We start from the raw sequence: 20,142 nt of genomic DNA, 5'->3' as shown, positions 1-20,142 counted from the left end.
AGGGTATTAAGACCAGGTGGCATACACGAAACTGTCAGCGAGGAACCCGTGCCGAATCTTGACCGAGTTTTAACCAGGCGGTGATCGAGACATACTGCAAACGCGGCAGTCCGGCCTTATGCCCGGGTGCCGCGTATCGTTAAATCACAGCCCTCTTCAGAGCCGGGGAGTCTGGGCAGTTTGCCGCTCACTTAGCGAGTGCCAAGCGAACTAAGACATATCCGCGACTGCGATAGAACGCTCAGAAGCTAGTTTCTGAGCTTCTTCAATTACGACGTCCTCCTGCGCGGCAACAACCTTTCGCTTGCCCAACCGGACGACGAGTTCCCGAGCATCACATCCATAACGCTCTGCCGCATGTTTGATGGGGTGCACGTAGCCTCCGTAAACATTTGCATAACCCATTAGAATGGAATCGTTATCGATCACCGGCATAGGCTGCGGAGCGACTTCGCGACTAAAGACGTCGGCTGCATCCATAATTCCGAAAATATCGGAATTCAGCTCATATCCGGCCCGACGCAAGGCCGCGATCGCTACTTCGGTCTGAGCGTTGCCCGCTCCGCCGCCGAAGCCCTTCAAGCTTCCATCGACGTAGGTTGCGCCCTCATCAAGGGCGGCCAAGATATTTCCAATCGCCAATCCTAAGTTGTTGTGCGGGTGAAAACCAATAGGAACTTTTACGGCCTTACGAACGGCTCGTATACGTGCGGCGACTTCGGAAGGGACCAGATGCCCTTGGGATTCAGCGAGGTTGATGTAATCTGCACCGTATGACTCGAGCTTGCTCGCCTCTTCGGCGAGCTTCTCTGGAGTTGCCATGCCAGCCGAAATCAAGTATCCCGCCGCGAACATCCCCAGGTCCTTGGCACGGCGGAGATGCTGCTCGGTAACGTCAGATTCTGTGCAGTGAGACGCAATTCTCGCGACCGAAACGCCAATCTCCGCCGCCATTTCGAGATCGCGGAACAATCCGAAACCAGGTAGCATGAGTATTGCAATGCGAGCTCGTTTGACGGAACGGCAAGCGGCCTCTAAGAGTTCTTTATCCGATGCTGCCGCGCGTCCGACGTGCAGGCAGCTTCCGCCCAACCCGTCACCGTGGCCCACCTCAATAATATCGACTCCTGCCTTGTCCAACGCCACAGCAGTGGCGCTCACGATCTGCGGAGTGAATTGATGCCGATATGTGTGATTGCCGTCGCGCAGAGTGACGTCGACGAAAGTAATTTTAGTCATACCAGTCTCCTCGCGATAGCGTCGTTTCCGTAGTGCTCCGCCACTGCGATTGCAGCCGCATTGATGATGTCTAGATTTCCCGCGTACGCCGGAAGAAAGTCCCCCGCGCCCTCGACCTCGACGCCAATCATGAAATGGTCACCTCGTCGAAATGGTTCAACCGTTAGGCGATAACCGGGCACGTACTTTTGCACCTGCGCCACCATCTCGAAAACTGATGCCTTCACAGCATCATCATCCGCATCTTCATCCACGACGGCATACACAGTGTTGCGCATGATTAGTGGCGGATCTGCTGGGTTCACAACGATTAACGCTTTGGAACGGCCAGCGCCGCCGACCTCCATCAAAGCCTTCTGCGTTGTAAGCGTGAACTCCTCAATGTTCTGACGGGTACCGGGACCAATGCTCTTACTGGCGACAGTGGCCACAATTTCAGCGTAACTAGTCCGGGCGGCGCGACTAACGCCATATACGAGCGGCACTGTCGCCTGCGCAGCACACGAGATCAAATTCACGTTGCCTTCCAGGGAAGCCTTGTCTATGTTTACGCACGGAACGATACTTGGCCCAACCTTTGCGGGCGTAAGATCGATAGCAAAAATTCCTGCGTCTTTCAACTTCGGAGCATGGGCTTGATGGGCTCTTGCAGAGGTCGCCTCAAAAACAACTTCCACCCCTTCTTCTAGAACCGCGTCAATACCATCGGCGGATGTCGAATAACCCATTTCTTTTGCACGGGCCAATCCTTCCGACGTCGGGTCAATTCCCGCGACAAGCCGCAAGTCAAACATCGAATTTCTACGAAGCTTATACATAAGATCGGAGCCAATATTCCCCGAACCAAGTATTGCGACTGGAATCCGCCCCTCCCCTCGCCTCGATCGCTGCGAGTGCTCTTGCTCAATCATGCATGTCTCCAAGTAATGCCGCCAAGCGCAATCGTGCGTCGGTCGACCCTTGATCTTTACGATCGACAGCTTCACATGCAATATTCATGCCAGGCGGCTACGCGTCAAGACACGCGCGACGTCGACGGGCAGTTCCTAGTTCGGACCCTCAACGCTGGGTCACGAATAGCCAATTGGATCGTTTCCGCTGTATCCTTTTGATCCACTCAAGCTTCTCCGGGGTCATCATCGCTTCCTGCTGTTGCGGATACCGCATGTTCCTGCCCCCTCTGTATTGCCCTATTTTCCCTGTGCCCCCGGTCCCCCCCCCCCCCGCTACAGAGGCTCAGCTGTCCTGTGGTGGAGTCTTGAGAGACATTAAATGGCCAATTTCGCATGAAACGTCGGACTGGAGTCTCCAAGCGCCGGCCTGGCAGGGATTCTCCCCCCGCGGGCATGCCACAGCCATCTGAATGATCCGCGACAAAACCAAAATATCCCACCTGCCGCGGCGGTTACTCGCGCGCAGAGCATGGTCGCGCCGAACAGCAGCTAGATGAAGACAGTCAACGAAATGTCGCGTGCGCGAGGATCGGCACGAATTGTTCGGCCATTGTTAATATGCGATATCCATTCCCCGCCGCAGTCGGTCGTCACCTTGCATGGGCTCGCGGTTGTTACATGTTCGAGGAGTTCTGATAAGTGCCTCGAATTCGCGCAATATGGAGTTCAATCGTTCCCCCTAGCGGCCGGCATGTACGGCGCGAATCTAGTCACGTTCTCATTGACAAACAACTCTCGGCCAATGTACGGAAACGCCCGTTGCGTGCACTTTGATCTGTCGCACACCCTGCAGCCCATACCGATCGGAGTAGGCACGTCCGGATCTTTGATATCCAATCCACTCGCATAGACGGTCCTATGTGCGTGCTCGACGTCGCACCCCAGAGCCACAGCAAAGTCCTTGCGTGCTCCACCAAAACCGCCGACCTGACGCGTGACCGTACGCGCAACCCAAAGGTACACCCTACCGTCGGGCATCCGCGCCAATTGTCTGACGATACGGCCGGGACTTGAGAACGCTTCATAGACGCCCCACAATGGGCACGCGCCTCCTACGCGGGAAAAATGGAAATTTGCAGCTGATTGGCGTTTGGATATATTGCCTGCCCTGTCCACTCGGATGAAAAAGAATGGGACGCCGGAAGCGTTTGCGCGCTGCATCGTGCTCAACCGGTGGCAAACGGTTTCGAAGCTGACGCCAAACTCGTGGCTCAGGAGGTCAATGTCATACTGGAAGGCTTCGGCCGCATCCAGGAACCGGCGATAGGGCAAGATGAGCGCGGCAGAAAAGTAGTTTGCCAGACCTACGCGCACCAAGCGTCGGACGGCAGCGCCGGAAAAGCGCGGCAGATCGGCCATTCGATCTAAAGTTGCGTTTAATTCAAGAAAGGCTAGCTGACCTGCCATATGGAACGCTCGTTGGCCGGGCCGCAGATGGGACGCCAGCCCGAGCCTCCGACTGTCAGCATCGTAAGCGCGCAGCAGTCCGGCATCCGCCTCCAACTTACCCAACGTCACGCCATGCGCATATTCCAGTCGTTGTGCCAATTCCTCTGCCAAGCGCGACGGTGACAGCCCCGTCAACCCCCAGCTTTCGTGGCATTGCTCGGCTTTGACGTCCAACTCTGAAAAGTGATTATGGTGCGTGAAAAAGAAGTCACGCGCCTCTTCGTAAGGCTGGGCAGGCATTACAGGCACATCAGAATTTCCTGAGCCGCTCTTGTATGCCACTTCGGACAAAGCCTCCAGGCGGTCAAGTACTTCCCGATGACGGCGGTGAAGATCGATGAGGACGCGCCCGACGGCCGGCATGCTTGTCGCGATTTCCCGCATCTCTGCATGAGAAATCCGCGCGTCTTCATGGCCGCCAGTCGGCGAAGCCGGCAATGTGGCGCTTACTTCACGAAGCGCCGCGACCATGCGCGCCTCCCCATCGTCGGAATACGACTGCACGTCTATCCCCAAGGTTTCCTTCAGGCTCAGCAGCACGGCCATGGTCAGCGGACGTTGGTTTTGCTCCAACTGATTGACGTAGCTCGGCGACAAACCCAACAACCTGGCCAACGCCACCTGTGTCAGCTTGCGCTCTTCCCGCAAGCGCCGAAGCCGCACTCCCATGAACACCTTACGCATTGCAGTCCCCTGTCATCATCCAAGCCCTCATTATTCGCAAGATTCGCAAATGTGCAAACCCGCCTTTGCGCTAATTCACCTTAATAGCGGAGATTCTCTTCCATCGTTTGCGTAGACTGCGAATTACTGCGTTACAGCACAAAGTAAAGATTCAACAAAAGGGGCCCCAACCATGAATGACACCACCACTGCTACCGGCGTGAAGAAAAAGAAGTCTGTCGCGCTGTCCGGGGTAGTCGCGGGGAACACCGCGCTATGCACCGTCGGACGCACCGGGAATGACCTGCACTATCGCGGTTTTGACATCCTGGACTTCGCAGACACCGCCGAGTTCGAAGAAATCGCACACCTGCTCGTGCATGGCAAGCTTCCCAACAAGGCTGAACTTCTGGCGTATAAACAGAAACTGCGCGCACTGCGCGGCTTGCCCGAAATGCTAAAGACGGTGTTGGAGGCGCTTCCGGCCGCCAGTCACCCCATGGACGTCATGCGAACGACTGTCTCGGTACTGGGTTGCGTGCTTCCTGAGAAAGACGATCACAACACGCCGGGAGCGCGCGACATCGCGGATCGACTGATGGCGAATCTTGGCTCGGCGCTGCTTTATTGGTACCACTTTTCGCATAATGGACGCGTCATCGACGTCCAGACCGACGACGACAGCATCGGCGGACATTTCCTTCATTTGCTGCATGGCCAGAAGCCCGATGAAGCGTGGGTGCGCGCGATGCACACGTCGCTCATTCTTTACGCCGAGCACGAATTCAACGCGTCCACCTTCACCAGCCGCGTCATTGCCGGAACCGGGTCCGACATGTATTCGGCCATTTCTGGTGGTATTGGCGCGTTGCGGGGGCCCAAACATGGCGGAGCCAACGAAGTCGCCTTTGAAGTTCAAAAGCGCTACGACAGCCCCGACGAGGCGGAAGCCGACATCCGGGCTCGCGTGGAGAACAAGGAGGTCGTCATCGGCTTCGGCCACCCGGTCTACACAGTTTCAGATCCGAGAAACAGTGTCATCAAGGAAGTCGCCCACAAACTTTCGGCGCGTGCGGGAACGACCAAGATGTTCGATATCGCCGAACGGCTGGAAACGGTGATGTGGGACGTAAAAAAGATGTTTCCCAATCTGGATTGGTTCTCGGCCGTCAGCTACCACATGATGGGCGTCCCCACGGCCATGTTCACGCCCTTGTTCGTCATCGCCCGCACCGCGGGTTGGGCGGCCCACATCATCGAGCAGCGGATCGACAACAAGATCATCCGTCCCACGGCGAACTACATCGGTCCCGACGACCAGGTATTCGTGCCCCTCGAACAGCGCACTTGAACTGAAGAAAACACAACCATGTCCACGCGAACCCAACTCAAATCCCTGGTCGGAGCCCGCCAAGGACTCATCGTTCCCGGCGCATTCAACGCCTTGTCGGCGAAGGTGATTGCTGACCTGGGATTCCAGGCAATCTACGTCACGGGCGCCGGCGTCACCAACATGTGGTTCGGGATGCCGGACCAGGGCTTCATCGGGTTGCATGAGATCGCCGAGCATACGGCCCGTATCCGCGATGCCGTCGAGGTGCCTTTGATTGTCGACGCGGATACCGGCTTCGGCAACGCGCTGAACGTTCGGCATACGGTTCGCGTGCTCGAGCGAGCCGGGGCGGATTGCATCCAGCTCGAGGACCAGGTGGCGCCCAAGCGCTGCGGTCATTTCTCGGGGAAGGAAGTGATTTCCACCGAAGAGGCGGCGAGCAAGATCAAAGCCGCCGTGGACGCTCGCGTCGACCCCGACTTCCTCATCATGGCACGCACGGATGCCGCGGCCACGCATGGCTTCGACGCGGCTGTTGAGCGCGCACAGCAGTTTGCGGAGGCTGGCGCCGACATACTTTTCGTGGAAGCCGTCACCAAGCCCGACCAGGTTCGCGCCCTACCAGGCCTGCTGTCCAAGCCCCAGCTAATGAACATGGTGATCGGCGGCCGCACGCCCATCTTCAACGCCGACCAGCTGGCCGAACTGGGATACGGCATCGTGCTGTATGCGAACGCGGCGCTTCAAGGTGCGGTCGCGGGCATGCAGAAGGCGCTGACCGCGCTGCGCGATGACAAGGAGGTGCAGGAGTCCAGCGGTCTCGTGACACCGTTTTGCGAACGGCAGCGACTGGTCGGAAAGGCCGACTGGGACGCCCTGGAAAAGCGCTATACGTGAAGCAACGGCTCTCATCCAGTACCACTTGACGCCTGGGCCGACCGCCGAAAGCCGTGCCGCCTGAAATCAGATTCCACAACGACTAAACGCAAATGAAGAAGCCGATATCACGCATGCTCGTCGCCAACCGCGGCGAGATAGCCATTCGCGCCATGCGCGCCGCCGCCGAACTGGGCATTCGGAACATCGGGATCTATGCAAACGAAGACAGGTTTGCATTGCACCGGTTCAAAGCCGACGAAAGCTACCTTGTCGGCCAGGGGCGCCGGCCGATAGAAGCCTATCTCGACATTGTCGGGATCATCGCCATCGCAAAGCGGGCTGGCGCGGACGCAATCCACCCGGGGTATGGTTTCCTATCGGAGAATCCCGAATTCGCTCAAGCGTGCGAAAACGAAGGCATCGCCTTCATCGGCCCCCGGCCCGCAGTGTTGCGGGAGCTCGGAAACAAGGTCGCGGCACGCGCGCTGGCCGAGCGCCTTGGCGTGCCGGTGGTGCCCGCCACCGGTGCGCTTCCCGACGATCCGGATCTCTGTCGAGAACTCGCACGGGGCATCGGCTACCCGCTGATGTTGAAGGCAAGCTGGGGCGGAGGCGGCCGCGGCATGCGTGCCATCAACCAGGAATCCGAACTGCTCGACGCCATTGCCACCGCCCGCCGTGAGGCCGCGGCGGCCTTCGGAAATGGCGAGGTCTATCTGGAAAAGCTCGTCGAGCGGGCACGCCACGTCGAAGTGCAGATACTCGCGGACCTGTCGGGAAACGTCGTGCACCTGTACGAACGTGACTGCTCGGTGCAGCGGCGCAATCAGAAAGTGGTCGAGCGTGCTCCTGCACCGTACCTCAACAAGTATCAACGTGAGGAATTGTGCCAGGCCGCGCTGAAGCTCGCTCGCGGCGCGCAATACACCCATGCGGGAACCGTCGAGTTCTTGATGGACGCGGAGACCGGGCGCTTCTATTTCATTGAGGTGAATCCCCGCATCCAGGTCGAACACACCGTCACCGAGGAAGTCACCGGCCTGGACATCGTCAAAGCGCAGATCCGCGTCACCGAGGGAGCGCGCATTGGAGAAAACGATTACCTGCCCGATCAGCAGAACATTCGCCTGCTCGGTCATGCGTTGCAGTGCCGGATCACCACTGAAGACCCCGAGAAACATTTCGCTCCGGACTACGGCCGTCTGACGGCCTATCGCAGCGCATCCGGCGCTGGAATCAGGCTGGATGCCGGAACGGCATATACGGGTGCGATCATTTCGCCCCACTATGACTCGCTCCTGGTCAAAGTTACCGCCCGCGGCCACGACGCCGAGGAGGCCGGCCAACGCATGGACCGCGCCCTCCGTGAATTCCGCATCCGCGGCGTCGCGACCAACCTGGCTTTTCTGGAAAACGTGATCGGACACCCGCTCTTCAAAAGCGGCGATTGCACGACTCGCTTCCTGGATACGTGTCCTGAGCTGTTCGAAATTGCTCCCCGAAAGGATCGAGCGACCCGCCTGTTGAACTTTATCGGCGGAGTGGTTGTCAATGGCCACCCCGAAATGAAAGGCAGGACGACGCCCGCGCAGCCGTTGGCCACGGCGGTGGTTCCCCCCTGCAACCTGGATGCGCAACCGCCGCGCGCCGCGCGAAACGAGTTTCTGGATGGAGGCGCTGCTCGCTTCGTCCAGTGGATACGGGATCAGCCACGCACGCTGCTGACCGACACGACGATGCGAGACGCGCATCAGTCATTGTTGGCAACGCGCATGCGGACGTACGACATGGTGGCGGTGGCGCCCCACTATGCGCGCCTCCTGCCCGAACTCTTTTCGCTCGAATGCTGGGGCGGCGCAACCTTCGACGTCGCGCTGCGGTTTCTCAAGGAGGACCCCTGGGACCGGTTGCGAAAGCTCCGCGCCGCAATGCCCAACACACTTCTGCAGATGCTCTTGCGCGGTTCCAACGCCGTGGGGTACACGAACTACGCAGACAACGTGGTTCGCCACTTCATCCGGCAAGCCTGCAAGGAAGGCGTGGACCTGTTCCGCGTCTTCGATTCGCTGAACTGGATGGACAACATGCGGGTCGCAATGGATGCGGTGATCGAGAACGGCGCCTTATGCGAAGGAACGATCTGCTACACAGGAGACATCTTCGACGCATCCCGGCCCAAGTACGCGCTGCGTTACTACGTTGACATGGCGAAACAGCTGGAGCTCGCGGGCGCGCACATCATCGGCATCAAGGACATGGCGGGCGTTTGCCGGCCGCCCGCCGCGCGCGCGCTGGTCCGGGCGCTGAAAGAGGAAATCGGCCTGCCCATCCACTTTCATACGCACGATACGAGTGGCGGCGCGGTCGCGAGTGTGCTTGCCGCCGCCGAAGCCGGTGCAGACATCGTCGACGGCGCCATGGATGCGATGAGCGGTCTAACGTCGCAGCCCAGCTTGGGCGCCATCGTCGCCGGCCTTGCCGACACTGCGCACGACACTGGCATCTCGTACGATCGAATTGCCCCATTCTCCAGATACTGGGAAGGCGTGCGCCGATACTACGCGCCCTTCGAGGCCGATATGCGCAGCGGAACCTCTGACGTCTACCGCCACGAAATGCCCGGAGGCCAATACACCAATCTGCGCGAGCAGGCGCGTTCCATGGGATTGGAAGCGCGCTGGGACGACATCGCCCGAAGCTACGCAGAGGCGAATCTGATGTTCGGCGATATTGTCAAAGTCACGCCTTCATCCAAAGTCGTGGGCGACATGGCGTTGTTCATGGTCGCAAGCGATCTGAGCCCCTCGGACGTGCAAGACGCCGACCGAGATATATCCTTCCCTGATTCCGTAGTGTCGATGATGCGCGGAGAACTGGGTTACCCTGCAGACGGCTTCCCGCCCGCCTTGCAGCAGAGGATACTGAAAGGCAAATCGCCGATCGAAGGACGCGCTGCCGCGCATCTGCCCGAGGTCGATCTGGAAGCCGAGCGGGCGCTGGCGGCCGATGCGACGGGATTCGACATCGACGACAGCGATCTGGCGAGCTGGCTCATGTATCCCAAACTGTTTTCCGATCACATGGCGAATCGGCGCGAATTTGGTGATGTGTCGGTCATTCCGACGCCGGTCTTCTTCTACGGATTGTCCGAGCAGGACGAGCTCGCCGTGGATATCGACCAGGGCAAAACGTTGATCGTTCGCCTCTTCGGCCATTCTGACGAGAAGGACACCGCGCAAACACGGCTTTTCTTCGAACTGAACGGCCAACCGCGGCCAGTGCTGATTACGCGTGGCGGAAAGGATGCAGCCGCGGGTCAGGTCCGCGCCAAGGCACTATCCGGCAGCCGGACGCAGGTCGGTGCCCCAATGCCAGGCTCGATATCCACGATCGACGTTCGCGTCGGACAACGAGTCACCAAGGGAACGCCTTTGATCACGATCGAAGCGATGAAGATGGAGTCTGCAATTTGCGCCGAACGAGACGCGGTAGTTAGCGGTATTCTGGTCTCGGTCGGCGATCGCGTGGACGCGCAGGACTTGCTTCTGGCGTTGGAGGAGTGAGAGCCAGACTTTTTTTGTGCGTTCTCGTTCCAGCCCAGCTCTTTTGGGCTGCATGCAGCCAACTCAATGCCGCGCGCAGGTCAAACTCAACAAGCCGGCCAGTATTTTTTTTGCGCGCGGCATCTAGCGAGAGAGCCATCTGATCCGCCAGCCCGATAGGAAGGTCCGCTATGCCAAATTCGGCCCGACCGCGGGCCAATGGCAAATGCGACATGGACTGGGCCACACCGAGGTGCAAGGACCTGCGCAATCGTCCTTTTGAGCGCGGGTCAAAGGTCCTCTGCGCACTGCGCACGAACCGACATCAAGGCTCAAATTGCGCGAAATTCGGTATGGCCAGCACATGTAGGATTGCCGCTCCCCCATTCCGGCTAATAGCGCGAGTCCCTCGGCTTGCCTTTGGGGAAGTCCTTCTCCTTGCCCGCGAAGTCCGGGCGCGGCATGTGCGTGAAGTACTCGGCCACATCCACGGCGTCCTGATCGGACAGCACGCCGCCCTCGCCCCAGTTGCCATGCGTGTTCACGCCCATCGGCATGCTGTTGCGGATGAAGGCGGCGGCTTTGTAGGTTCGCGCCAGCCCCGCACCGATGTTGAAGGACTCATCGCCCCACAAGGGAGGGAACACGATATCACCCTCGCGGTCCTTCTTGCCTTCGCCATTGGCGCCGTGACAGGCCGCGCACTGCGTGGCGTACAAGCCCTTGCCGCGCACCGGGTCCGGCACGAGCTTCGTATCGATAGGCCAAGCGTTATCGATCTGCACCTTGGCACCATGCGGCACGTCCTGCGCCAACCACTTCATGTAGGCAACCATCGCCTGCATTTCCACCGAGTCCTTGGCCAGTGGCTTGCCGTTCATCGAGCGCATGAAGCAGCCGTTAATGCGGTCCTCCAGCGATACCACGCGGTTGGCGCGCGGGTTGAACTGCGGGAAGGAATTGACGGTGTTGATATAAGGCGCGCCCATCGGCTTCTTGCCCTCTTGCACGTGACAGCTGTTGCAGTTCATGCTGGCGCCCGTGTTCTGCGGCAGCAGCCGGCGCGTTTCGTTCAACAGGCGCTTGCCGTAGTTGATTTGGTCCGCATTGGGCGCCTTGGCGATCTGCGTGTCGGACGGGATCGTGTAGTCGGGCAGGCGCTTGCCGTCCCTGTCCAACACCGGGAAGGTAGAGCGGGCGGCGAACTCTGTTGGCGAGTCTGGCGCGGCGCTGGCCGCCATCCAACCGCCAGCGGCAAGAGCCACCGCCAGCACGACGGCGATTTGAGTGCGCTTATTCATGCTTGCCTCCTGCAACGATGTTGGGCTTCTTGCTGGCCAAGAATTCGCGAGTCCGCTCCACGTCGCGCTCGCCGACCGGCGGAGCCTGGTTCGTCCATGCCGTGCGGATGAAGTTGATGACGTCGGTCACGTCCTGATCGCTCAGGTGCTTGAAGCCCGGCATCGCAAACGCCATTAAATCCTGGTCGTTGGACGGCATCTTGCCGCCTTCCAGCGTGATTTGAATGATGGACTGCGGGTTCTGCGCGAAGATGGCCGAGTTGCCCGCCAGGGCCGGGAAGATGCGCGGCATTCCTAGACCGTCCGTCCGATGGCAGACCACGCATTGCTCCATGTAGATTACTGCGCCGCGTGAGGTGTAGCGGCCGTCGCGCAGGGCGGCAGTGGTGCTATCGGCCTTGGGCGGTAAGGTGACCAGCTTGCCGCTCGCGGCGGGCAATTGCTTCAGATAGGCCGCGATGCTGCGCAGGTCCCCGTCAGTGAAATAGCGGGTGCTGTGATCCACCACGTCGGCCATGGCGCCGAACGCGGCGACCTTGTCCGTGCGCCCGGTCTTCAGGAACAGAACGATGTCGTCGGCGCTCCAAGATTGCAGGCCCTGAGCCTCGCCACGCAGGCTCTTAGCGCGCCAGCCGTCAATCACAGCGCCGGTCAGGAAGGCGTCGCCGTCGGCCATGGACAGCGCCTTTTCCTGAAAGGCCAAACCGCGCGGGGTGTGACAGGCGCCGCAATGGCCCGGCCCTTCCACCAGGTAGGCGCCACGCACAAGCTTTTCGTCGGCGCCGGCCGGGGCCGCGAAATCGCGCTTGCCGGCAAACAGCAACTGCCACCAAGCCATCGGCCAGCGCATGTTCAGCGGCCATGGAATCGTGGAGTCGGCGCTGGGCTGGCTGGCGGGTTCGACCTGCGACATAAAATACGCGTATAGCGCCTGGACGTCCTTGTCCGGCATGATGGCGTACGACGGGTACGGCATGGCCGGGTAAAGGGGTGTGCCATCCTTGCGGATGCCGTACTGCACGGCGTTCTTGAAATCGGCGTAGGTGTAGGCACCGATGCCTGCCAGCTTATCGGGCGTGATGTTGGACGAATAAATGGTACCGACCGGCGTCTGCATCGCCAGGCCGCCCGCAAAGGACTTGTTGCCGGGCACGCTGTGACATGCCACGCAGTCGCCTGTGCGCGCGATGTAGGCGCCGGCTTCAACCAGTTGCCGGTCGTGGATGTCGACGACTGCCGTGGGGGCGACTTTGCGTTTCGCGGTCAAAATCTGGGCACCACCGATGGCCAAACCGGCCGCCACCAGCATGCCCACTACGACCTTGATCCCAAACTTCCTCATTACTACTCTCCATATACGCTGGGCAGCGAGCACGTCGCGGAGCTCGTACGTCCGCCCAAGCTTTTGTGGAGATTTTAAGCCTTTTAGTAATATGCTTATTACGCTAAGGAATATATTCCAAGGACATGTTTGATTTCTCGCAAGTTGGACGCAGGCGCACGACAGATGCCGACCCACGCTGGGGACGCTTCTCAACACGATACCATCTCGAGGTCGCCAGGCCTGTCGCTGACGGCCAAGCGCACCGCCGGAGCGCCCACGACATACAAATCGCTCCATCAAGCGCAGTCGCCCATCCTAGTGAACTAGCGCTTAGCAAATTTGGCTATCAACGGCCCTGAGCCGACAGTCGTCATCCCGCCCACAAGGAGAGATGCGTGGCTGGCCACCCCCGTGACCGATTCAACGGTCGACTGCGTGATGAATTCCTTAACGTGCATGAATTCATCACGCTGCAAGACCTGCAGCAAAAACTGCGAGCTTGGCAGGACGACTACAACCATCATCGACCCCACGGCTCACTCGGTCATCTGACCCCGCGTGAGTACGTTCAAAAGTGGTCAGTGCTACCAAAAGAGGCAGCCACTCTCCAGTTTTGAACTGTCCAATTTACGGGGGAAGGTCAGAAGCAGCCTTACTACATACACGGCGATGGCCCGCTCTACTTCGCCGCACTGACCGCCTGGTCGCTTGGTGCACCATTGGATGCCGCACATGGCTTTGCAATCGTGACCAACGATACGAAGGGTGAGATGGTGGACATCCACGCGAGGCGTCCGGTGGCCTTGCCGCCAGCGATCGCGCAGCGCTGGGCTGATCCAGCAATCTCGACTGCCGATGCCCGCGATCTGCTCCACGAAGGCGTACCCGAGGACGCCTTCACCTGGCATCCCGTGCGACAGGAAGTCGGCAACTCGAAGTATCAGCTGCCGGACGCCATCGCACCAATCTGATGGTCAAGACCGCGGCTGGTGGTCAAACAGGGCGAGCGCGGCTTCAAACGATGCGCGCATGCCGACCAGCCGCCCCGAGTCCCCTCGGCTGTGCCGTAGCTCGTGCTGATAGCGGCCCTCGACCCAAATGCGGCAAATGGTCCATCGAGGCGGTCCCGCCCAATAGTAATCATCCATACGCCGCAAATCTTCGGGATCGCTCATGGCCGTGGCCCGGAGTTGTCCCTTGGAAAAGGGGCTCTATGGCGCGGATGCTAGGCTTATTTAAACTGTATATTCATACAGCAGTACAGCTTCATGCCGTTCAAGCCTCCGCTTCGCATCGCCCAACTGCGCGCCAGTGACGCCGATCTCCTGGCCCTCCTGCAGGAGGTCAAGCGGTACCGCTCGTTCATATTGCGCACGCAATTGTCCGGTGGATTCAAACTGCCGTCCGGGGTGCTGGCGCCGGTTTACGACGAGTGGTTCGAGATACTGTCAGCTGAGCCCTGCGTGGCCGAGCAGGAGGAGATGGTCCGGGAGCTGCTGGAGGCCCCGGACAAACTGCGCTACGGCATGAGGCCGCGCTAAGACTACCCCGCCCAGTGCAGTGGCACCATTGATTCGAACGCCGTTTCATTGGCATACTGGACCCCCGCAACTTTTGGAGACCGAGGTCATGCTCAAGGATATCCAGAAGGAGGGCGCGGAGGCAGCCCGCAAGGGTTTGAGCCTCTTAAATTGCCCGTATCTAAAGGCGGACGCTATGCCAGGCCACTCCGGAGAAGCTCCCGGCGAGTGGCTTGAGCGAGTGAATGCCTGGGAAGAGGGCTGGAAGAGAGAGTCGGCGCAACGCGCGGCCAAACGATCCGCCAGTCCGTTTGCTGTGCCAGTCGCCAAGAGGTGACCGATCAGCTGCTTTCTGTCCAAGTAACTGGCCAGCAAAACAGCGCCCCAAATGGGGCGCTATCGTTTTGGCAGATGCTTGCAGCGCGCTTAGCGGCTAAACACCAGCCACGCCGTCGCGCAAAATGTCCCCATGGTGTTTAGCTGCTAAACGATGCCGACGTGCCGCTCCGTCGGCACGCTAGTTGCTGCGAGCTTGGGTCCAACACGAGAGGAGAATTTCATGTCGGACAATCTGCAAAATCGGGGTCCGCAGGACCGGTCGCGTATCAACGTGAACGAGGCCCACGAGCTGCGTTACTGGACCAAGGAGTTTAGCGTGACGGAAGACCAGTGGCGGAAGGTTGTACAAGCTATCGGCGTCTCCGCATCGGCCGTGCGGGAACACTGAAGAAACAAACCGGCACCAAGCGTTCCTGACAGTTGTGACGGAGCAAGAGCGTGGACAACGGCCGCAGATTCGTCGTTTATCGATCCTTCATCCGTCGCGAACGATTTGAGCTTCAGTTGGAAATCGGCGACGTCATGAAGCGGTGGACGGTAATCAACGGAGTTCCGCTCGACTCGCAGGCGAGACGCATTGCGGTGGAACAGACACCTAGTCCAGCCGTTGGAAGGAGTCGCAAAGGACGCGGTGTATTACTCCGTCGCAGCGGGGAACCGGTGCACGAGTGGGACACGGGCTGCTGGTACCCGGTGGGCGACGCCAGCGGATACGAGATGGGACATCTACGATTTACGCTTCGGGGCGCCATTTTGCGCGGTCGCTGGGCCCTCGTCCGCATGTCTGGCAGGGGGCCAGTCCTGCGGCCTCCGTGGCTGCTGATTTTCACGGCCCCTTGACGGGCAGCGGGACTGAACAATGGCGACCCGGCGGCGAATTGGGAAAGCCCGTGCGACCGGCCGCTCCGACAGCGGAGCAGCGGCCGCGGCATCAGAATTTCCCGGCCTCGAGGCAGATCTGCCACCTTCCCTAAAACCTCAACTGGCCACCTTGGTCGACGGCGTTCCCAGGCACGGAGATGATTGGCTTTACGAAGTCAAGTTTGATGGCTACCGGATGCTCGCCAGGGTCGAAGGTTCGCGGGTACAGCTGTTCACGCGAAATGGCCACGACTGGAGCGCAAAGGTTCCCCACCTGGTGGCGTCGATCCAGCAAATGCACGTTCCATCCGCGTGGATCGATGGCGAAATCGTCGTACTGGCCGATAACGGCGTGCCAAGTTTCCAGGCGCTGCAGAACGCCTTTGATGGAAAACGCACGTCGAACATCATCTACTACGCCTTCGACCTGCCTTTCATTGCCGGACGGGATATTCGCGGCGAGCCACTGCAACTACGACGTGAGCTGCTTGCCCAGCTGGTCGCGGCGGGCCAGGACGATCACATTCGGTTTAGCGAGGCATTCAGCGCTGCTCCTGCGGACCTGGTCGCATCCGCATGCCGCATGGGACTCGAGGGAATCATGGCCAAGCGCCAATCGGCTCGATATGTCTCGAGTCGCACGGACGATTGGATCAAGATCAAATGCGCCCAGCGGCAAGAGTTCGTCATCGTGGGGTACACCGCGCCAAAGGGTGGCCGCGTCGGGTTCGGCGCCCTTCTGCTCGGCGTCTACGAGGCGGCGGGAGGTCTGCGGTATGCCGGCAGCGTGGGCACGGGTTTTGACGACCGTGGTCTTTTGGATCTCCACAAAAAGCTCACCGCGCTGAACCAGAAGGCAACGCCTCTCAGCGCCGGAAAGCCGAAATCGTTGCGGGACGTGCAGTGGGTAGCGCCAGTCCTTGTGTGCGAGGTGTCGTTCGCAGAATGGACCGAGGGCGGGCATGTCCGGCACGCGACCTTCCGCGGCCTTCGAACGGACAAGCCAGCACCTGCGATTATCAGGGAGCGGGTAATGCCGGCCAGCTCGGTCGAACCGAAGACCAAGCCGCCGGCACCGGCGCCGGCACCGTCAACGCCGGCCCAGCGGCCACCATCCATGCGAACAAAGTCTGGCAAGCTATCCAATCCGGATCGCGTCATCGACCCGTCGACCGGCCTGACGAAGCTGGACCTCGCACGCTACTACGGCCTGGTGGCGCCCCTGCTCGTGACGCACTTGAAGGCCCGGCCTGTCTCCTTCGTGCGTGCGCCGGTCGGCATTCAAGGGCAGCTATTCTTTCAAAAGCACCTTGACGCCCCGATCTCGGGCGTTACCGCCTTGCCAGAGGGGCTTCATCCTGGCCACCCCGCCCTGCTCGAAGTGCCTACGCCAGCCGCAGTCATGTCGGCCGCGCAGATGAACGTGATCGAATTTCACACGTGGAACGCTGTGAAGAATGCGATCGAGAAGCCCGACAGGCTGATCCTGGACCTGGATCCCGGTGAAGGTGCGTCCTGGCCAGCAGTCCAGCAGGCTGCGCAGCTTGTGCGCGTCCTCCTGCACGGACTCGGCCTGGAGGGGTGGCTGAAGACCAGTGGTGGAAAGGCTCTCCACGTGGTGGTGCCATTGCGAAAGCAATACGACTGGAACGTTGTAAAAGGCTTTTCGGCGGCCATGGTGCGCCACCTGGCCAGGACACTTCCCCAGCTTTTCGTCGCCAAGAGCGGTCCAAGTAATCGCGTGGGCAGGATCTTCGTAGACTATCTTCGCAACGGTTTCGGCGCCACCACCGCCGCCGCATGGTCGGCACGGGCTAGACCCGGGCTGGGCGTATCTGTGCCATTGTCTTGGGATGAGCTGGGCGACGTCACTGGTGCGCGCAATGGACGATTTCAAACATCCAGAATCGGCTTGACGTGGCCAACTCAGCGTGGGACGACTACACGCCCCAAACGATTAGTAAGGCGATGAATGCGATCGGCTACAGCCCGGAGGGGACAAAGGGTTAGCTCGCCATCAGAACGCCCATGCTGCATCATTAGCACTGCTGTTTTGAGGTTCTGTATCTAATGGTTGGCTGATGGGAGCCGGTGGGTATGTGGGTGAAACTCGGGAAGCCGGTGGGCACACCCTGTGGTCAAGCGCGTGGTTAGGCGGAGCCTGTCCACCGTTTGTCCATCAGCGGTTGTCCATGGGCCGAGCGCAGCGAGCCGAGTGGTCGCGCAGCGATCATCCACATATCCACGGGGTCGATGGACGTCTTTGGACTTGATGGTTTAGCGGCTAAACACGTGGCACAACTGTCCAAGTGTGCTCTCCGCGCTTACTAATTTGGCTCTTGATCGTCTCCGTCGGGGCGGTTTGCCCCAGGGATTCGACTGACTGGCTAATTTGCGGGCGGAGCACCTGTCTGATTTCGGCTAGAAGCGGTCTCTTATCGGCCATCTACCGCCGTTGGCCGCTGGCCACATAGAGACACTCAGACTGAGGCCTCCCTCGGACAACGGACGTTCACATGCCCACGGGATAAGCCGCACGTCATCAGCGAAGGCTGCCGGTGGCTCATTGATTTCAACGGTATCCGATGTATGCGGCTGAACAGGCACCAGGGCACATCGTGGTTCTACTGCCCGTTGACGTCTTTAGATAGCTTAAGATGCGCTTTTTTACCCTTCGAGGCGCTATGTCAGAACTTGCATCCCAGTCGACGTCGATCCAGTCCGTGTACGCGATGTTTCGCGAGGACAAGCTGTTCGTGAATCGTCGCTATCAGCGAAAACTGGTTTGGACGCTGGAAGAAAAACAGCGCCTCGTGGAGTCGATCGTAAAGCGGTATCCGATTCCCGCGATCCTGATCGCCGAGCGGAAATCTGGAGATGGCTATGAAATCATCGACGGTCTCCAGCGGTTACATGCAATTGTCTCGTTTATTGAAACCGGATTCTCAACGCTGGATGGTAATTATTTTGACGTGAAGCATTTTCCGACCGCAAAGGCCCATGCTGACGCTGGTCTGTTTTCCATCGCCGACAGTCAAAACTGGATTAGCCAAAAGGATGTAAGCGCCGTTCTCGACTACACGCTTGCACTTTCGGTCATGAGAAATGCGACTGACGACGAGGTGAATGATGTCTTCGGACGCATCAATACTTACGGACATCGTTTGAGCGACCAGGAACGCCGCCAGGCTGGCGTCGAAAACGAGTTCTCAAAGATGGTTCGACTGATGGCCTGCAGTGTGCGCGGCGACGCCTCTGCAGACATACTCCCTCTTAAGTCGATGCCGAGTATCAGCATCGACCTACCCATGGTGAAGCACGGTTACGAGGTCAAGGCTGACGAAGTAGTGTGGGTCGAGCAAGGCGTGCTTCGCTCAACAGACCTGCGGGATAGCATGGACGAGCAATGCATCGCTGACATCGCAACATGCATTGTTGGCGGTCAACTGGTTGAACGCTCGAAGGATGCGCTAGATGCGGTTTACGACTCGACAACCGCCGAGAGCGAGAGGGTGAACAACGCGCTTGAGGTATACGGAGCCGACAAGTTTTCCCAAGAATTTAAGTTCTGTCTCGACCAAATACTCACCGTTTGTAATGCGGACGGCCCGGCAAAGCTCCGAAACATTATCTTTACGAAGGGAACCACCAACGCCTTCCCAGCGGTTTTCGCGATTATCCTCATTGCTTTTCACGAGTTGACCGTGAAAGACGGCATGATCATCTCCGATCAGTCGGCTGTAAAGAAGGCTCTTACGGGGCTGTACAATCGCATCGACACAAGTCGAGCCGCTACCTCGCCGGCCGAACGGCGTAAAAATATCGACACGGTCAAGGGCCTGATTGCCGGCGGCTTCATCAAGGCTGACGTGGTCAAACTGATTTACGGCAACCACGCGACAGTGGATATCGAGTCAACCATCCGCCGATCGGAAATCGAGCTGTCTGACTATGAATTGAAGCAGGGCATGTTAATGCTCAGCATTGACCGCAAAATTGATAACGCGTTGATTGAGAAAGTGCTCAAAACCTTGTGTGCCATCGCCAACAACGGCCCGCAGCGCGATGGGAAGGTTTTGGTTGGAGTAACCGACAAAGACGCCGACGCGGCAAGGGTCAAACAGTTAGACGGCATCGAACCAAAAAAAGTCGGTAAGCGCTATGTAGTCGGCGTAGCGCGAGAAGCAAAAGTGCTTGGGCTGTCCCTCGAAGACTACTATACAAAGTGGAAGGACGCGGTAAAAAAATCGCCGTTGTCCCCAGCTCTTCGCGACTCAATTCTTTCGCACATCGACTACAACTCGTTCTACGGGCTGGGGGTGATCGTATTCACGGTGCCGCCGCAGAAAGAGCTCTCGTACTATGGCGAAGATGTCTACTGGCGCAACGGCGACTCGACTGAGATCGCAACGACCGCCAAGCAAGTGGCGGGGCTTGCACAACGCTTCTGATTCGTCACAATCGAAGGCAGTTGGGGCAATAAGACCCGGACGAACTGGGAGTCAAGGCCCCCTGTTTTTTATTGGCCCTATCCGACTGAAGGTGGCATGCGTGTCGAGCAGCAATCGGGCTGCCAATATCGCAGAAGTAGGAAGCGAGAGCTTGAACGACAGCAACGGGCCGTCCCCGGCCCTTCGGCAACGGCGGCTCGCGGCCACGAACGATCAGTCGGCCCGGGGGGAATCCAGCCGCGCCTCTGCGCTATCTTCTCGAAGATAGTCTTGGTCACTTCCTTTACT

At 59.2% G+C, this 20,142-nt stretch carries 15 protein-coding genes and 1 pseudogene; 11 read left to right on the top strand and 5 right to left on the bottom strand.

Annotated elements, in window-relative coordinates; genetic code table 11:
• Positions 1 to 210: 210 nt before the first annotated feature.
• The 3 genes from dmpG to AC6LJ2_RS17010 form a co-directional block, all read right to left on the bottom strand.
• Positions 211 to 1,239 carry a 4-hydroxy-2-oxovalerate aldolase gene (gene dmpG, locus AC6LJ2_RS17020; protein WP_054457893.1) on the bottom strand — a complete coding sequence of 343 codons (1,029 nt, stop codon included), beginning with the start codon at positions 1,237 to 1,239 and terminating at the stop codon, positions 211 to 213.
• Entirely contained in the window at positions 1,236 to 2,150 is a 915-nt protein-coding gene (locus tag AC6LJ2_RS17015) for an acetaldehyde dehydrogenase (acetylating) (RefSeq protein ID WP_054457894.1), read from the bottom strand. The genes dmpG and AC6LJ2_RS17015 overlap by 4 nt, the downstream gene beginning before the upstream one ends.
• 708 nt (positions 2,151 to 2,858) lie before the next feature.
• Positions 2,859 to 4,325 (bottom strand): short-chain fatty acyl-CoA regulator family protein, encoded by a 1,467-nt coding sequence (locus tag AC6LJ2_RS17010; RefSeq protein WP_054457895.1) that lies wholly within the window; start codon positions 4,323 to 4,325, stop codon positions 2,859 to 2,861.
• A gap of 172 nt (positions 4,326 to 4,497) precedes the next feature.
• On the opposite strand from AC6LJ2_RS17010, the gene prpC reads away from it, so the two are divergent.
• From prpC to AC6LJ2_RS16995, 3 genes are all read left to right on the top strand, one after another.
• Positions 4,498 to 5,655 (top strand): bifunctional 2-methylcitrate synthase/citrate synthase, encoded by a 1,158-nt coding sequence (gene prpC / locus AC6LJ2_RS17005; protein WP_054457896.1) that lies wholly within the window; start codon positions 4,498 to 4,500, stop codon positions 5,653 to 5,655.
• An 18-nt stretch (positions 5,656 to 5,673) separates the two neighbouring features.
• Complete coding sequence (locus AC6LJ2_RS17000; protein ID WP_054457897.1) at positions 5,674 to 6,534, top strand: isocitrate lyase/PEP mutase family protein; 861 nt, start codon at positions 5,674 to 5,676, stop codon at positions 6,532 to 6,534.
• A gap of 92 nt (positions 6,535 to 6,626) precedes the next feature.
• The gene (locus AC6LJ2_RS16995; RefSeq protein WP_054457898.1) at positions 6,627 to 10,079 is read left to right on the top strand and encodes a pyruvate carboxylase; all 3,453 of its coding nucleotides are present in this window, start codon (positions 6,627 to 6,629) and stop codon (positions 10,077 to 10,079) included.
• 371 nt (positions 10,080 to 10,450) lie between these two features.
• Here the strand turns inward: AC6LJ2_RS16995 and AC6LJ2_RS16990 are convergent, their stop codons facing one another.
• Both AC6LJ2_RS16990 and AC6LJ2_RS16985 read right to left on the bottom strand, forming a co-directional pair.
• The gene (locus AC6LJ2_RS16990; RefSeq protein ID WP_054457899.1) at positions 10,451 to 11,359 is read right to left on the bottom strand and encodes a c-type cytochrome; all 909 of its coding nucleotides are present in this window, start codon (positions 11,357 to 11,359) and stop codon (positions 10,451 to 10,453) included.
• Positions 11,352 to 12,701 carry a c-type cytochrome gene (locus AC6LJ2_RS16985; RefSeq protein WP_054457900.1) on the bottom strand — a complete coding sequence of 450 codons (1,350 nt, stop codon included), beginning with the start codon at positions 12,699 to 12,701 and terminating at the stop codon, positions 11,352 to 11,354. The genes AC6LJ2_RS16990 and AC6LJ2_RS16985 overlap by 8 nt, the downstream gene beginning before the upstream one ends.
• 377 nt (positions 12,702 to 13,078) lie before the next feature.
• On the opposite strand from AC6LJ2_RS16985, the gene AC6LJ2_RS16980 reads away from it, so the two are divergent.
• The 8 genes and pseudogenes from AC6LJ2_RS16980 to AC6LJ2_RS16945 all read left to right on the top strand — a co-directional run bounded on the left by AC6LJ2_RS16980 (position 13,079) and on the right by AC6LJ2_RS16945 (position 19,854).
• The gene (locus AC6LJ2_RS16980) at positions 13,079 to 13,300 is read left to right on the top strand and encodes an integrase core domain-containing protein (RefSeq protein WP_082401256.1); all 222 of its coding nucleotides are present in this window, start codon (positions 13,079 to 13,081) and stop codon (positions 13,298 to 13,300) included.
• A gap of 30 nt (positions 13,301 to 13,330) precedes the next feature.
• Positions 13,331 to 13,654, top strand: a pseudogene (locus AC6LJ2_RS16975) (SOS response-associated peptidase family protein); the annotation flags it as partial.
• A 297-nt stretch (positions 13,655 to 13,951) separates the two neighbouring features.
• Positions 13,952 to 14,224, top strand: coding sequence for a hypothetical protein (locus AC6LJ2_RS16970; RefSeq protein ID WP_054457912.1), 273 nt, complete (start codon positions 13,952 to 13,954; stop codon positions 14,222 to 14,224).
• An 88-nt stretch (positions 14,225 to 14,312) separates the two neighbouring features.
• Positions 14,313 to 14,540 (top strand): CrpP-related protein, encoded by a 228-nt coding sequence (locus AC6LJ2_RS16965; protein WP_054457913.1) that lies wholly within the window; start codon positions 14,313 to 14,315, stop codon positions 14,538 to 14,540.
• A 222-nt stretch (positions 14,541 to 14,762) separates the two neighbouring features.
• On the top strand, positions 14,763 to 14,930 hold the full coding sequence (locus AC6LJ2_RS16960; protein ID WP_082401259.1) for a DUF3606 domain-containing protein: 168 nt from the start codon (positions 14,763 to 14,765) through the stop codon (positions 14,928 to 14,930).
• Positions 14,931 to 15,064: 134 nt separating this feature from the next.
• On the top strand, positions 15,065 to 15,382 hold the full coding sequence (locus tag AC6LJ2_RS16955; RefSeq protein ID WP_258956305.1) for a DNA polymerase ligase N-terminal domain-containing protein: 318 nt from the start codon (positions 15,065 to 15,067) through the stop codon (positions 15,380 to 15,382).
• Positions 15,383 to 15,401: 19 nt separating this feature from the next.
• Positions 15,402 to 17,375 carry a DNA ligase D gene (gene ligD / locus AC6LJ2_RS16950; protein WP_258956300.1) on the top strand — a complete coding sequence of 658 codons (1,974 nt, stop codon included), beginning with the start codon at positions 15,402 to 15,404 and terminating at the stop codon, positions 17,373 to 17,375.
• A 712-nt stretch (positions 17,376 to 18,087) separates the two neighbouring features.
• Complete coding sequence (locus tag AC6LJ2_RS16945; protein WP_054457915.1) at positions 18,088 to 19,854, top strand: GmrSD restriction endonuclease domain-containing protein; 1,767 nt, start codon at positions 18,088 to 18,090, stop codon at positions 19,852 to 19,854.
• Positions 19,855 to 20,142: the final 288 nt, after the last annotated feature.

It is taken from the genome of Achromobacter sp. 1014246743 (assembly GCF_059760725.1).
The sequence above is the reverse complement of the archived record's forward strand: the minus strand, read 5'-3'. Positions and strand labels throughout refer to the sequence as shown.

Coding starts and splice junctions, on each gene's coding strand:
- AC6LJ2_RS16970 (WP_054457912.1), top strand. CDS start 13,952: ATGCCGTTCAAGCCTCCGCTTCGCATCGCCCAACTGCGCGCCAGTGAC.
- dmpG (WP_054457893.1), bottom strand. CDS start 1,239: ATGACTAAAATTACTTTCGTCGACGTCACTCTGCGCGACGGCAATCAC.
- AC6LJ2_RS16985 (WP_054457900.1), bottom strand. CDS start 12,701: ATGAGGAAGTTTGGGATCAAGGTCGTAGTGGGCATGCTGGTGGCGGCC.
- AC6LJ2_RS17010 (WP_054457895.1), bottom strand. CDS start 4,325: ATGCGTAAGGTGTTCATGGGAGTGCGGCTTCGGCGCTTGCGGGAAGAG.
- AC6LJ2_RS16960 (WP_082401259.1), top strand. CDS start 14,763: ATGTCGGACAATCTGCAAAATCGGGGTCCGCAGGACCGGTCGCGTATC.
- AC6LJ2_RS17000 (WP_054457897.1), top strand. CDS start 5,674: ATGTCCACGCGAACCCAACTCAAATCCCTGGTCGGAGCCCGCCAAGGA.
- AC6LJ2_RS16965 (WP_054457913.1), top strand. CDS start 14,313: ATGCTCAAGGATATCCAGAAGGAGGGCGCGGAGGCAGCCCGCAAGGGT.
- AC6LJ2_RS16995 (WP_054457898.1), top strand. CDS start 6,627: ATGAAGAAGCCGATATCACGCATGCTCGTCGCCAACCGCGGCGAGATA.
- AC6LJ2_RS16990 (WP_054457899.1), bottom strand. CDS start 11,359: ATGAATAAGCGCACTCAAATCGCCGTCGTGCTGGCGGTGGCTCTTGCC.
- AC6LJ2_RS16955 (WP_258956305.1), top strand. CDS start 15,065: ATGAAGCGGTGGACGGTAATCAACGGAGTTCCGCTCGACTCGCAGGCG.
- AC6LJ2_RS16945 (WP_054457915.1), top strand. CDS start 18,088: ATGTCAGAACTTGCATCCCAGTCGACGTCGATCCAGTCCGTGTACGCG.
- ligD (WP_258956300.1), top strand. CDS start 15,402: ATGGCGACCCGGCGGCGAATTGGGAAAGCCCGTGCGACCGGCCGCTCC.
- prpC (WP_054457896.1), top strand. CDS start 4,498: ATGAATGACACCACCACTGCTACCGGCGTGAAGAAAAAGAAGTCTGTC.
- AC6LJ2_RS17015 (WP_054457894.1), bottom strand. CDS start 2,150: ATGATTGAGCAAGAGCACTCGCAGCGATCGAGGCGAGGGGAGGGGCGG.